16 protein-coding genes are annotated in these 12,602 nt (G+C 40.9%); 10 read left to right on the top strand and 6 right to left on the bottom strand.

The window, feature by feature from the left end; translation table 11 throughout:
- The 10 genes from BSCG_RS15075 (at position 1) to BSCG_RS15120 (ending at position 6,771) form a co-directional block, all read left to right on the top strand.
- Positions 1-789: a hypothetical protein gene (locus BSCG_RS15075; protein ID WP_008775901.1), complete on the top strand. Its 789-nt coding sequence runs from the start codon at positions 1-3 to the stop codon at positions 787-789.
- 25 nt (positions 790-814) lie between these two features.
- Positions 815-1,624, top strand: a complete 810-nt coding sequence (locus tag BSCG_RS15080; RefSeq protein WP_008775900.1) for a DUF1566 domain-containing protein — start codon at positions 815-817, stop codon at positions 1,622-1,624.
- A 146-nt stretch (positions 1,625-1,770) separates the two neighbouring features.
- Positions 1,771-2,178 carry a four helix bundle protein gene (locus BSCG_RS15085; protein WP_004300306.1) on the top strand — a complete coding sequence of 136 codons (408 nt, stop codon included), beginning with the start codon at positions 1,771-1,773 and terminating at the stop codon, positions 2,176-2,178.
- A gap of 14 nt (positions 2,179-2,192) precedes the next feature.
- A complete protein-coding gene (locus BSCG_RS15090; protein ID WP_008765933.1) occupies positions 2,193-3,614 on the top strand; it encodes an RNA-directed DNA polymerase in 1,422 nt (473 codons plus the stop codon).
- Complete coding sequence (locus BSCG_RS15095; protein ID WP_004300310.1) at positions 3,577-3,855, top strand: hypothetical protein; 279 nt, start codon at positions 3,577-3,579, stop codon at positions 3,853-3,855. Before BSCG_RS15090 ends, BSCG_RS15095 begins: the two co-directional genes overlap by 38 nt.
- A gap of 203 nt (positions 3,856-4,058) precedes the next feature.
- Positions 4,059-4,346 carry a hypothetical protein gene (locus BSCG_RS15100; protein ID WP_004300312.1) on the top strand — a complete coding sequence of 96 codons (288 nt, stop codon included), beginning with the start codon at positions 4,059-4,061 and terminating at the stop codon, positions 4,344-4,346.
- On the top strand, positions 4,343-4,870 hold the full coding sequence (locus BSCG_RS15105) for a hypothetical protein (RefSeq protein ID WP_004311566.1): 528 nt from the start codon (positions 4,343-4,345) through the stop codon (positions 4,868-4,870). The genes BSCG_RS15100 and BSCG_RS15105 overlap by 4 nt, the downstream gene beginning before the upstream one ends.
- Positions 4,854-5,432, top strand: a complete 579-nt coding sequence (locus BSCG_RS15110; RefSeq protein ID WP_008775898.1) for an N-acetylmuramoyl-L-alanine amidase — start codon at positions 4,854-4,856, stop codon at positions 5,430-5,432. The genes BSCG_RS15105 and BSCG_RS15110 overlap by 17 nt, the downstream gene beginning before the upstream one ends.
- Positions 5,429-5,899, top strand: a complete 471-nt coding sequence (locus BSCG_RS15115) for a DUF6808 domain-containing protein (RefSeq protein WP_008775897.1) — start codon at positions 5,429-5,431, stop codon at positions 5,897-5,899. The genes BSCG_RS15110 and BSCG_RS15115 overlap by 4 nt, the downstream gene beginning before the upstream one ends.
- A gap of 158 nt (positions 5,900-6,057) precedes the next feature.
- Positions 6,058-6,771, top strand: coding sequence for a hypothetical protein (locus BSCG_RS15120; RefSeq protein WP_004318758.1), 714 nt, complete (start codon positions 6,058-6,060; stop codon positions 6,769-6,771).
- 301 nt (positions 6,772-7,072) lie between these two features.
- Here BSCG_RS15120 and BSCG_RS15125 read toward each other — a convergent pair whose 3' ends face one another.
- From BSCG_RS15125 to BSCG_RS15145, 6 genes are all read right to left on the bottom strand, one after another.
- Entirely contained in the window at positions 7,073-7,522 is a 450-nt protein-coding gene (locus BSCG_RS15125) for a DUF5053 domain-containing protein (RefSeq protein ID WP_032849490.1), read from the bottom strand.
- A gap of 41 nt (positions 7,523-7,563) precedes the next feature.
- Entirely contained in the window at positions 7,564-7,734 is a 171-nt protein-coding gene (locus BSCG_RS29955; protein WP_004313367.1) for a hypothetical protein, read from the bottom strand.
- A 97-nt stretch (positions 7,735-7,831) separates the two neighbouring features.
- Complete coding sequence (locus BSCG_RS15130; protein WP_004318751.1) at positions 7,832-9,055, bottom strand: tyrosine-type recombinase/integrase; 1,224 nt, start codon at positions 9,053-9,055, stop codon at positions 7,832-7,834.
- Positions 9,056-9,422: 367 nt separating this feature from the next.
- On the bottom strand, positions 9,423-10,121 hold the full coding sequence (locus BSCG_RS15135) for a LytR/AlgR family response regulator transcription factor (protein ID WP_008775895.1): 699 nt from the start codon (positions 10,119-10,121) through the stop codon (positions 9,423-9,425).
- 96 nt (positions 10,122-10,217) lie between these two features.
- Positions 10,218-11,279, bottom strand: a complete 1,062-nt coding sequence (locus BSCG_RS15140; protein WP_008643898.1) for a sensor histidine kinase — start codon at positions 11,277-11,279, stop codon at positions 10,218-10,220.
- Positions 11,280-11,317: 38 nt separating this feature from the next.
- Positions 11,318-12,538, bottom strand: a complete 1,221-nt coding sequence (locus BSCG_RS15145; RefSeq protein ID WP_008775894.1) for an ABC transporter permease — start codon at positions 12,536-12,538, stop codon at positions 11,318-11,320.
- Positions 12,539-12,602 lie beyond the last annotated feature (64 nt).

The raw sequence follows: 12,602 nt of genomic DNA, 5'->3' as shown, positions 1-12,602 counted from the left end.
ATGACTAATGAACAAAGCGCCACGCTGCTTCGCTTGAACAAACAGGCACAAGTAGCAGCACTGAACGCCGTTGGATTCTCGGATATCACCGAGAATTCCCGCGCATCTGAATTTGGACAACGTATCAAGTGGGCTGCCGGCCTGCTTGATTTGAATCTTGCCTGTAACCGCATCTCGGATAACTCCAAATGGTATTTCACCCGTGAGGAATGGGATTCCCTCACGGTTACCAACAAACAGTTGTTTATCAAACGCGGTCTTCGTATCCGGGCACATGGACACTCCTTCGTAATTTCCGCCCAGGAGTGCTATAATGCCGACATGACTACCACCTTCTACTGGGGCGGTCAGGGCAAAGCCATAGATGGCCTGAATCAAAAAGGACTGGGCGCCATGTATGGCTGCTTCACGGGTGAGGAAGATACCGACCTGATTATCACTGGCCTGAAAGACCAAAACAATAGCGGTGTAATCGGTGCGCCGGCTGCCGAAGCCGCCCGTGCATACCGTGCCTACACTTTGGAAAGTGACGGTATCGAGGATGAATCCAACTGGTTCCTTCCTTCATCCGGCCAAATGCTTCTGATGTACCGCTATCGCGATAAAATCAATGAGATGATGCGTACCTTCTGGAGTAGTGACAGTATGCTGATGACCGATAAATACTACTGGTCATCAACAATTTGGGATGTTAACTCCGTCTGGACGTTCGAACTGAATACCGGACGTATTACGAACCAAAACAAAAATTCAAATCTTCTCCATGTGAGAGCTGTTGCTTCTGAATAGTATTAACCTAAAATTATATAATAAAATGGATAAAAATATCGCTAACGCAATGCTTATGCGCCTGAATAAACAAGACCAAGTTGCAGCTTTGCAATCAATCGGTTTTACAACCGTCAATGAAAATACCCCGGCGAGTGACATCGCCAAATATATGCAATGGGCAGGTACGCTTCTTGACCTTTCTTTGGCTACTCTCCGAATTGAAGACGGTGAACAAGTCTTTTTCACGGCTTCCGAATGGAACTCCATGAGCGCTAATAACCGCTCCAAGTATATCCGTATCGGCATCCGACTTCGTGCCGAATGCCACCAGTTCATTATCGCCAAAAGTGACTGCGTTGACGCAGGCGGCAACAAAACGTTCAAATGGGGTGGCTACGGAACCGACCTACGCGGCCTGAAAAACTACGGTAGTGGTAACCAAGGACTCTATGATACCTTCGACGGCAAGGAAAATACCGATGTTATAATAGAAACCCTTGCAGGCGTCAAGGACACCCAGGGAACTGTCGGCGCCCCTGCCGCCGAAGCTGCCAGAGCCTATAAAGCCTGTACGCTTGAATCTGACGGAATTGAAGATACAACCGTGTGGAACCTGCCCGCACTGGGTGAACTTATGCTTATGGCCAAGTATAAAACCGAAATCAATGAGCTCATAACTTCTATGTTTGGTAATCAAAATATATTTACGAACGACTGGTATTGGTCTAGTACCGAATATGACGCTTCCAGCAGTTGGTGCGTGGGCTTCAACGGCGGCAGCGTCGGCACGAACGGCCGCCAGTACGCGTACCGGGTTCGTCCCCTCGCCGCAATAAACACTTTATCCCTTTAATTCTTTATCCCTTAGAGAGTTAGCTAAATAAAAGCCCCGGTAGGGGCTTTTTAGTTTCACTTTTTTGAGCTAAAATTGTGTTAATTGCTTTACAGTTATTAACTTTGCGCCCTCTAATACATACATTAAAATATTAAAAAATTAACATGGCACTTACACAAGACCTTCCTATATCAAATTCGATGTATAAGCTTCTGAACCTTATCATTGATGCCCGGCAACAATTCCCCAAGGCGTTCCGGTATGAATTTGGTACGGAGTTGATGATGCTTGCCGTCCATTGTTGCGAATATATCCGTTATGCAAATACAGATATGAACCTTGAGCACCGTGCAGATTATCTGATGAAGTTTTTGTGTGAGTTTGATGCATTGAAATTACTGCTAAGAGTGTGTGAAGAACGACATTTGACCAGCCTGACTCAAACTGCCGAAATCTGTCTGCTTGCAGAGAGCATCGGTAAGCAAAGTACCGGTTGGTACAAAAAAACGGTTGCAGATCTCCAACGGCAAAAAGCTAACGGATCGCAACAAGTCGCAAAGCCGGAGTCATAATCGCCAAGGGGATTATGAGTGAGCAATTAGAATTATTTATTGGGCATCCCCCCGGTGATGAGCCGGGAAAGACTAAGATAGCGGATGCAACGGCTTCCAGCAGTTGGAACGTGAACTTCAACAACGGCAACGTCAACACGAACAACCGCCAGAACGCGAACCGGGTTCGTCCCCTCGCCGCAACAGGTAATATAATCTATGACATACTTCTTAGCAGTATTTTCGAAGCATCCGAAGATTGTGCCAGACAGAAAAGAACGAGTACAGATTGTGTTGAGTTCTATAATGATTATCAGTCTGCATTGGTGCGGCTATGGTATTCTATTATTTACGGTGAATATGTACCGGACTTTTCAAAAGTATTCATACGGACTTACCCTGTATATCGGGAAGTCTTTGCCGCCGCTTTTATTGATCGCGTTGTCCATCACTGGATCGCTCTTCGTATCGAGCCGATCTTAGAGGAACGCTTCCGGGAACAAGGAAACGTCTCCAAGAACTGCCGGAAGGGTGAGGGATGCTTGTCTGCCGTGCACTATCTGAATAACATGATAGTCGAGGTCAGTGAGAATTATACTGCCGATGCGTACATTTTCAAAGATGACCTGTTCAGTTTCTTCATGTCTATCTCGAAATCGTTGGTATGGGAAATGCTGAACATATTCGTAAGGGACAATTATAAAGGTGATGATATTGAATGTTTGCTTTACCTTCTAGCCGTTACTATCTTTCATTGTCCACAAAATAAGTGTATCAGACGCTCTCCCGTCTCCATGTGGGACAGACTTCCCAGTAATAAAAGTCTGTTTCATAATGATCCTGACAGGGGAGTGGCTATCGGGAACCTGCCGTCACAACTCATAGCCAACTTTCTGGCGTCTGTATATGATTATTTCGTGATGGAAATATTGGGATTCATGTATTATGTACGCTTTGTTGATGACTTTTGTATCGTAGTGAAATCACCGGAAGAAATATTGTCTAAAGTCCATCTTCTTGATGGTTTCCTGAAGGAACAACTCCTTTTACGGTTGCATCCACGCAAACTGTATCTTCAGCACTATAAAAAAGGAGTCTTGTTTGTTGGGGCGTTCATTTTGCCGGGTAGAATTTATGTATCTAACAGGGTGGTTGGTAACACATATAACGCTGTCAGGAAATTTAATAGAATAGCTGAAAATGGATTTGCAGAAGCGTATGTTGAGAAGTTTGTGAGTACGATGAACTCTTATTATGGCCTGATGAAACACTTTGCAACGTACAATATCCGCCGTAAAATTGCAGCGATGTTGCTTCCTGAATGGTGGGAATATGTTTATATCGAAGGACATTTTGAAAAGTTTGTATTGAAGAATAAATATAACCATAGAAAACAACTAATTAAACATATCAAAAAACATGGATCAAAAAAATATCTTACCGCGTGGGATTGCTAAGCCTATCGAGCAACAGCCGGACGGAACTTGGATTGTACGTCATCACTTTCGGGTGGTTGGTACCAGTGAGAATGGTGAAGAACTGGTAACTTTTGCCAGTTCGGAATATCCCGAGAAACCTACCTTGCAACAGATTCAAAGAAGTATTGACCGTTATCGGGTGTGTCTAACAATGTATGGAGATACAATTTCAGACGAAATAGAAAAGGTTGATCTTTCCGTGTATATGTTTACGGATTAATAGTTCAATCTGTTGGTTGTTTAGGGGTGCTTATCAAGCATCCCTTTTTTATTTATGGAAAAAGTGAAAATTATAATGTCTTGTTTTATAGATATTTATCATAGAATTGATTTCCAAGATTTTCCATTTTTGTAAAACTCGTTATTATACTCAATACATTTGTTCCATACAGAATATTTTATTAATAATTAAACGCTATGAGTATGGGTATAAAAGTATTGTATGATTGGCTTTTGCAATCTAACCGACCGGCACACGTCAAAGCCGGGATGTTCGTCTTTGTTGTAATGCTTGTTTTCTGTTTCCTTCTATTAGGCATTGATTTCTGTAAATCTGCTATTGTTTCTTTAACGACAACCGCCATTGCCGCAATAGTGGTTGAGTACATTCAGAAAAAGTGCGGGTTCATCTTTGATTGGCTTGACGCATTAGCTACTGTTTTGCTTCCTGGGCTGATTACTGTGTTTTCAATATTGGTAGTAACTTTATGATTAATATTATGAGATGGCTATATGAGTTATTTAATGTAGACCAGATACGAATTATTTTCGTTTCGATGTTCAGTTCTCTTCTTGCTTATTTAACGCCGACTAAAGGTTTTCTTATAGCATTAGTTGTAATGTTTGGATTTAATATTTGGTGCGGAATGAGGGCTGATGGTGTTTCAATTATACGTTGTAAAAATTTTAAGTGGGATAAGTTTAAAAATGCCTTGGTCGAACTTCTCCTCTATCTTATAATCATTGAAGTAGTCTTCTCCTTTATGAGCTTGATAGGAGATGGTGAGAACTCATTGTTAGTTATTAAGACTATTACGTATGTATTTTCTTATGTATATCTTCAGAACGCATTTAAGAATCTGATTATTGCTTATCCTAGAAACAAAGGGTTTCGTATAATTTACCATGTAATACGTTTTGAATTTAAGCGGGCTACGCCTACACATGTACAAGGAATTATTGATAGAATCGAAAACGAACTAGATAAAGAGGAAAGATATGAAAATATTGATTGATAACGGTCACGGTAGTAATACTCCGGGTAAGTGTTCTCCAGATGGCAGGTTAAGGGAATACTCCTATACCCGTGAAATTGCTGGGCGTGTAGTATTTGAATTGCGTAAATTAGGTATTGATGCGGAACTGGTCGTGAAAGAGGAAATAGATGTTCCTTTGTCAGAACGTTGTAGGCGAGTGAATGAATATAAAACTTCTGAAGCAATTCTTATTTCTATCCATTGCAATGCAGCCGGTAATGGTTCAAATTGGATGCAAGCACGTGGTTGGGAAGCATGGACCAGTGTGGGACAGACAAAAGCCGATAAGCTGGCTGACTGTCTGTATGCTACTGCTGAAGAATGTTTGTTTGGAATGAAAATACGGAAGGATATGGCAGACGGTGATCCAGATAAGGAGAGTCGTTTTTATATCTTGAAACATACGAAGTGTCCGGCTGTTCTGACGGAGAATCTGTTTCAGGATAACAAAGAAGATGTGGATTTCCTGCTGTCAGAGGAGGGGAAACGGACTATTGTTTCTCTTCATGTGAAAGGCATTTGTAAATATCTAGGCATATGAAGTCTCTTCCGTGGATATTAGTCTGTCTATTGTTTGGCGTGATCGTGTGGATGCGTTGTCATCTGCACGATCTGTCAACTGTGTACATTAAGGGAGATACTGTACATGTCCGGGACACAGTAAGAGACACAATACCCAAACCGGCAAAGAGAACTCCAAAGCGTATCGATACGGTATATTTACCTATCTTGATAGATACTACGACTGACAGAACCGTAGAAGGTGATTCAATTCCGGTACTTGTACCTATTGTAAGCAAGGAATATAAAACTGATAATTACCGGGCCATAGTTAGTGGATATAAGCCTAGTCTTGATTTCATGGAGGTGTACAGAGACAAGGAAATTATTACTCTTTCACCTTTACAGAAGAAAAAACGTTGGGGATTAGGCTTACAGACAGGATATAGTTATCCGGGCGGTTGGTATGTTGGGGTGGGAATAAGCTGTAATTTGCTTATGTGGTAATGAAAAAGGAAATACAATACACTAGTATTCGTAGATTACTTCTCCATTATTTTTTTTACTGCTAAATTCTTTTTGGATATTTCACATATTATTTATAATTTCGTATTTACATTTTAATCTAATCTTATGATGTAACTTATATAAATTATATTGAAGGTATGAAATATATATGTTTATTTCTTTTTGCGTGTATTTCAATAATATCCAAAGCACAAACTTTAATTCTATCAGAAAATGATTCTACGGTTATGACAGAATATAATGATGGGAATCTTTGGGCATATAGAAATGCGAATGGTTTTATCGTTGGCCTTACGACTTATGAAACGAAGGATGATTATGGAAAATATTATCGGATTGATGTTTTCATCAAGAATCAGTGTGATTCGTCGGTCATATTTACGCCGGACGATGTTACTTCTCATTTGCTGACTAATAGAGGAGATAATTATCAATTAATGGTATACACAAATGAAGCTTTTCAGAAAAAGATAAGAAAGTCTCAAAACTGGGCTATGGCCTTATATGGCTTTTCTTCTGGGCTTAGTGCAGGAAGTGCCGGATATTCTACATCTTATTCCACATCGTATTCGTCAAATGGTACCGCTTATACAACAGTGACCAACCATTATGATGCAAATGCGGCTTTTCAAGCTAATATGGCATCATCTTATCAACTACAAACATTGGGTAAAATGATGGATAATGATAGGGAAATAAAAAGGCAAGGATATCTAAAGAAGACAACAGTACATCCCAATGAGGGTATAATAGGATATATGAACATTAAAAGAAAAAAGGGAAAGATTCTAACTATAAATATACCTATCAATGGTTATGTTTATTCTTTTGATTGGGATGTAAGTAAATAATTGGATTGAAGGTAAATGAAAGGCAGCTTATTAGGCTGCCTTTTTTGTAATCCTTCCTATCAACAACACACGAATCAACAAACTCTCAAGAAGGGTTACATAAGATAGTACTAATATATAAATGAAAAGTTCGATCGTGGATATAAAAAAAGTGAGGGGAACCACCCCCTCACCAAAGTCAAACCAAAATAATCCGAATTATGTCCGTATTATCTTGATGTTGCAAAGATACAATTATTTTTCGATTAGACAATAAAAATCCCTGCATCGGCTCAATGCAGGGATGGTGTCAAATAAGAGCTTAACTGATTTTTAATGATGTCTGATGAATCATTTCGCTAACATCATTCAAAGCGTTCAGGAACGTTTTGAGTTCATTGTCAGTAAAGCGAGCCTTTTTCCCGTTGACTATATTCCCGTTAATACGCTGATATAGCCAGTTTCTACTTTTACCAAAATATTTCTTTGCAATATAACTGAATGAGATTGCTTCGGGCAATTCTCCAAGTTTATCACGTAATATGGCTTCTTCCGCTCTTTCTATATAATCATTGCAGGCGTTTACCGTTGCTTTTAGCCCAGCTTCAGATACTTTTTTGTAGGCTTCCTTTTGGGCTTCCGGTAGTTTATTATATTTATCCTGCATTTCCTTTTTGAAAGCTTCTTTTTCTTCTGTGGTTTTTAGTTCTTTGAATCTTTCAAAGTCAGCCTGCATTTCTTTTGTTGGCAGGCAATCATTCCAATCTATCATAGCTTTTAATGTTTGTCCCTCCCCGAAGGGAGGGATGTTAATTACAACTTTTTTAATTTCTCTTGGATTTCGTTCATCCGATCGAGTATGTCATTTATAAGCGCTTCCCGTTCTTTGGCATTTTCAGGAACCCCATAGGCCTCGTGAAATGAAGCGAGAAGTTTTAAATTCTCATACTCTTGTTCTAATTCTTTTTTTTCTTCATCTTTCATCAGTTAAACATTAAAATTAAGAACTCTTATTTGACACTACAAAGATAATAAGCATTTGGTTATTATGCAAATTCTTAGTGATTTATTTTATATGTGATTATTCATTTTTCAAGTTGTCAAGTATTTCCCTGATTGCTTTATCAGCGTGTTTTCTCATTATTGTGACATAGTTGAAGATTGGTCTATCTTCTTTCATTGATTGCCCGATACAGTATTCCAGTGTACTAAGAGGAATTCCCAGGTCATATCCATGTTGGACGAAAGATTTGCGGGCTGAATATAGGGTGAATTTATGCCTGATTCCTGCCACCTTGCCTAATTGACTGATTTTCCTGGCCAGCAGGTTATAGCAGGAGGTATAGTTCTTGTATTTCCCGAATATGATTTTCCCTGTATTCTTTTTCATATACTTTTTTATAATGGGCTTTGCTTCTTCGGGAATGGAAAAGGAAATCAGGGAGTCCCCCTCTTTGGTGTTTTTGGTCTTTTTTCGGATGTAGTTTATTTCATCCGTCCGGAAATCGTATGCTAGTATGTCTACTAGGTTCATGCCGGCAAGATAATAAGTAAGCATGAAAATGTCCCGTGTGACGTTGAGATTGTAATGCTCTAAATTGGCGTCCCTGATTGTCTTGAGTTCTTCGACGGTGATTTGCGTTTCCCTCTTTTGGGCTGATGGAATTCTGGCTGTGATGAAAGGGTCGATATCGTAGGTGACGTATCTCATCTTTATAGCATAGTTAATGATAACCTTTAGCAGGGTTATGTAGATGTTGATTGTGGTGCTTGACAGCTTTGTCTTTTTGAGCCATGATATGTACTGGTTCATTCTGATAGGGGTAATATGTTCCATGAGAGAACCGTTCCCGATGAATTGCATAAACTTGTTTGTGGCCAGCCGATAGAGTTTGTATGTCTTGGTACGTTCTTCTTCATCTATTTGGGACAGATATTCATCCACGATATCCTCGAACTTACGATGCTTTTCTCCGTTTAACGGGTTAGTTATCATTTTGACTAATTGCGTGCACGTGAGTGAATCAGGGTAGTCCAGTTCCATGTATCGCTTGAAATAAAGGTTGTATAGCTGTTGTAATTTTGTATTGAGAAAATCCTTGTCTGGACGGTGTACTATTTTACCGTTCTTAAACTCGTTTTCCCTTACCACTATATCCGTGGTGATGAATCTCGTTTCAGAGTTGTGTGCGACTCGAATTCTTATTTTGTGTGTCCCGTCTGATAACCTTTTTGCGGGAACTATTACCAATGTTAATGTAGCCATAATTTGTGTTTTTAGGGTAAAAATGGCGTTTTCGACCATTATTTTTTTAACATCCTATTGTAATTTACTTATAATCAGATTCTAATCCGGGAATTTTCCGACCATAATCCGACCATTTTATAGCGTCAAAAGTGACGTTTTTGCTCTCTATTATAGACTACTAATTGATAGGAAAAATAGTTCGATTGTGCTTTTAATATGCTGTATATCAATAAAATAAAAATCGGAAGCTCATGCTCGCTCGCAGGCTTCCGATCAACACAAAAACTAAACTAGACTTAACTAAACTATTCTATTCTTGGAATTTCACAATCCCTTTCTGTTCTTTGCAAAGGTAGATATAAAACGGATTTTGGCAAACTATAATCGACAAAAATCACTTTTTTACCGATAAAATAATGAATAATCAGCTCCTTTCGTCAAGAAAAGTCTGAAAAACTTGCTTGTAACTATCGCTGATAGGAATATATGTCTTGTCAAACACGATACGTCCGCGGTCAATCACACGTATTTTATCTTTCTGTACGATGAAGGAGCGGTGCACACGTATGAAACGACTGGATGGCAAGAGCTCTTCCATGGCTTTCATACTCATCAGTGACAGGATAGGTTTGGGAGCGTCTTCCGTATATATTTTGATGTAATCTTTCAGTCCTTCGATATACATGATTTTCTTCAAGTCCACTTGTACCAGTTTGTAGTCACTTTTCACAAAGATACTGTCTATCTCTTCCGGTTTCTGCACGAGTTCGAACCATTGGAGAGCTTTGTTGGCAGCTTGCAGGAAATCAACGTATGAGATTGGTTTCAGCAGGTAATCGAGTGCGTTGACACGATAACCGTCGATGGCATACTGTCCGAAAGCGGTGGTAAACACAATACGGGTATGCGGATCTACCATCTTCGAGAACTCCAGACCGTTAAGCTCCGGCATCTGAATGTCCAGAAACAGGAGGTCGACCTCTTCGCCCGGCAATTCTTTCATCGCCTGAACCGCACTGGAATACTTTCCTGCAAGTTGCAGGAACGGAGTCTTACTCACATAACTCTCTAACAAGCTAAGAGCTAAAGGCTCATCGTCAACGATTGCACAACGTAACATCATACTATTTTATATCTAAAGTTTTATATCCAAAATCTTGTACTTGACGCTTTATACTAAACATTGGTACTTGACATTTTATACTGAACGTTTTTCTTTCTACTCTCTAATCTTGATACTCAATCTCGATTCGTATACCTTTTCGTCTTTTGAGACGCCTTTCAACCACGTATAAGCTCCGGGATAAAGTATCTCCAACCGACGGCTGACTTGTTCCAATCCCACGCCCGATCCACTCTTATCCTCCACTGTCTTAGGATGATTACTATTGCGGATTTCACAAATCACTTCCTTATCATTCTCCAAAATATGAATACTGATGAAACTCGATTCAGTAGGGGAGATGCCATGCTTGAAAGCATTCTCTATCAAAGAGATAAAGATAAGCGGGGCAATGAGCGTCTGACTGTCGGGCTGAATATCGAATTTAGTAATCATCTGCACGTTGGCGGACAGACGGATGCGCATCAGTTCGATGTAATTGCGGATAAAATCGACCTCCTTACAGAGAGGAACGTATGTCTGCTGGTTATCATATAACACATAACGAAGCAGTTTGCTCAACTCCTGAACTGCCTGTTGCGCCTTGTCCGAATCAAATGCAATCAATGCATAGATGTTATTCAGCGTATTCAGCAGAAAGTGAGGGTTCAGTTGGTTCCGCAGGTTCTTCAGTTCCGCTTCCGCACGGTTCCGTTCCGCCTCTTTTCGGGCAGCTTCATTCTGTGTCCATCGGGCACTCATGCGGATAGCGGCACTTAGTCCGATAGTGAATACGAGACTCAACATATCCCTAAGGAAAAACAACCATCCCGGAGGCATCCCTGGTCTTTTTGATTTGGGAGCGAATGACGGATCGAACGTCAGACTTTGCCAGAGATGAAGCAACACACCGATGGCACATAAAAAGATAATATTGTAGACCACATATCTTTTGGCCTGACTCTGGAAAAGATAGCGCGGCACAAGAATGAAATAATTCACGTAGAACACAATCATGAAAGAGAGTGGTACGGCAAGGTGGCGTGTATAAGCCATCCAATTAATGTTCCCGTTCCCACGTTCGACGAAGAAGAACGGGAAACCGAACATAATCCCCCAGCTGATAATATGTATCAGTACTTCTAGGGGACGACGTGCGGATGTAAAGGTTTGTTTCATAAAGACAAAGATAATTCTTTTATTGGTAATTATCCATTTTATTCGTATCTGATGGCTTCTATCGGATCTAAATCTGCTGCTTTCTTAGCCGGATACCATCCGAAGAAGACTCCTGTAACTGTACATACTGCGAAGGAGAGGAATACGCTCCACGGCTGGATATAGATAGGCCAATGCGCTACGCTCTTGACAATCCAGCTGGCTCCGCAGCCGATAATCACTCCGATGATACCTCCCGTGATACTAATCATGATGGCTTCGATGAGGAATTGACTTAGAATGTCGACCCCGCGTGCGCCGACAGACATACGCAGACCGATTTCACGGGTGCGCTCCGTAACGGATACATACATGATGTTCATAATTCCGATACCACCCACTACCAGCGAAATACCTGCGATGCAAGCAAGCAGGGTAGTCATCAAATCGGTGGTTGAGTTGAGCATCGTGCTCAATTCCTGTTGGGTGCGGATGGTGAAATCATCGTTATCCGAAGCCTTCAGTTTATGGTTGCGGCGGAGGATTGTACTGATTTCGTCAGTTGCATAGTCCGTCATATCTTCGGTGAGGGCAGAGACAAACACTCCCTGCAAATACGTAACGGCAAGCAGACGTTTCATCACGGTGGTATATGGCGCAAGCACTACGGCATCCTGGTCTTGTCCCATAGAGTTGTATCCTTTTGCTTTGAGCACTCCTACTACACGGAAAGGTATTTTGTTGAAACGGATAATCTTACCAACCGGATCACTTCCGTCCGGAAACAGATTGTCGACTATGGTCTTTCCAATCACGCACACTTTGGCCGAGCTCTGTATGTCAGCTTCTGTAAACATATCTCCGTTCTCAACAGTCAGTTGGCGAATATCGAGATATTCTGTTCCGACACCGTTCACCGAAGCCGGATAGTTGTTGTTACCGGCAATAAGCTGTCCCGATGACGAAACATTGGGACTGATGGCAGACAGGAAACTGGTCTCATCGCGCAAGGCCTCGTAATCGGCAAGCTTCAAGGTCTGCATCGCAGACGGGTCCTGCCGGACACCTCCACGCATATCGGCTCCCGGATGAATCATAATCATGTTCGATCCCATTTCGGAAATCTGCTGCTGGATGCTTTTCTTCGAACCTTGTCCGATAGCCAGCATCGTGATGACGGAAGCAACACCGATAATGATCCCGAGCATGGTTAGAAAAGCACGCAGCTTATTGTTCGCTAATGCCCGGAGAGCTATCTTTAATAAATTAGTTCCATTCATGTTTATAAAGTTATGGAGTTATTAATGGAGTTCTGAAGGTATAAGGCTATTATAAGGTTATAAA

The organism is Bacteroides sp. 2_2_4 (genome assembly GCF_000157055.1).
In the GTDB taxonomy this organism is placed as follows: Bacteria; Bacteroidota; Bacteroidia; order Bacteroidales; family Bacteroidaceae; genus Bacteroides; species Bacteroides ovatus.
Note: the sequence above shows the minus strand (reverse complement) of the source record. Positions and strands in the feature narration are given on the sequence as shown.

What these genes read in the sequence shown, in the direction of transcription:
- BSCG_RS15075 (WP_008775901.1), top strand. Translation starts at nt 1, where the DNA reads ATGACTAATGAACAAAGCGCCACGCTGCTTCGCTTGAACAAACAGGCA.
- BSCG_RS15080 (WP_008775900.1), top strand. Translation starts at nt 815, where the DNA reads ATGGATAAAAATATCGCTAACGCAATGCTTATGCGCCTGAATAAACAA.
- BSCG_RS15085 (WP_004300306.1), top strand. Translation starts at nt 1,771, where the DNA reads ATGGCACTTACACAAGACCTTCCTATATCAAATTCGATGTATAAGCTT.
- BSCG_RS15090 (WP_008765933.1), top strand. Translation starts at nt 2,193, where the DNA reads ATGAGTGAGCAATTAGAATTATTTATTGGGCATCCCCCCGGTGATGAG.
- BSCG_RS15095 (WP_004300310.1), top strand. Translation starts at nt 3,577, where the DNA reads ATGGATCAAAAAAATATCTTACCGCGTGGGATTGCTAAGCCTATCGAG.
- BSCG_RS15100 (WP_004300312.1), top strand. Translation starts at nt 4,059, where the DNA reads ATGGGTATAAAAGTATTGTATGATTGGCTTTTGCAATCTAACCGACCG.
- BSCG_RS15105 (WP_004311566.1), top strand. Translation starts at nt 4,343, where the DNA reads ATGATTAATATTATGAGATGGCTATATGAGTTATTTAATGTAGACCAG.
- BSCG_RS15110 (WP_008775898.1), top strand. Translation starts at nt 4,854, where the DNA reads ATGAAAATATTGATTGATAACGGTCACGGTAGTAATACTCCGGGTAAG.
- BSCG_RS15115 (WP_008775897.1), top strand. Translation starts at nt 5,429, where the DNA reads ATGAAGTCTCTTCCGTGGATATTAGTCTGTCTATTGTTTGGCGTGATC.
- BSCG_RS15120 (WP_004318758.1), top strand. Translation starts at nt 6,058, where the DNA reads ATGAAATATATATGTTTATTTCTTTTTGCGTGTATTTCAATAATATCC.
- BSCG_RS15125 (WP_032849490.1), bottom strand. Translation starts at nt 7,522, where the DNA reads ATGATAGATTGGAATGATTGCCTGCCAACAAAAGAAATGCAGGCTGAC.
- BSCG_RS29955 (WP_004313367.1), bottom strand. Translation starts at nt 7,734, where the DNA reads ATGAAAGATGAAGAAAAAAAAGAATTAGAACAAGAGTATGAGAATTTA.
- BSCG_RS15130 (WP_004318751.1), bottom strand. Translation starts at nt 9,055, where the DNA reads ATGGTCGAAAACGCCATTTTTACCCTAAAAACACAAATTATGGCTACA.
- BSCG_RS15135 (WP_008775895.1), bottom strand. Translation starts at nt 10,121, where the DNA reads ATGATGTTACGTTGTGCAATCGTTGACGATGAGCCTTTAGCTCTTAGC.
- BSCG_RS15140 (WP_008643898.1), bottom strand. Translation starts at nt 11,279, where the DNA reads ATGAAACAAACCTTTACATCCGCACGTCGTCCCCTAGAAGTACTGATA.
- BSCG_RS15145 (WP_008775894.1), bottom strand. Translation starts at nt 12,538, where the DNA reads ATGAATGGAACTAATTTATTAAAGATAGCTCTCCGGGCATTAGCGAAC.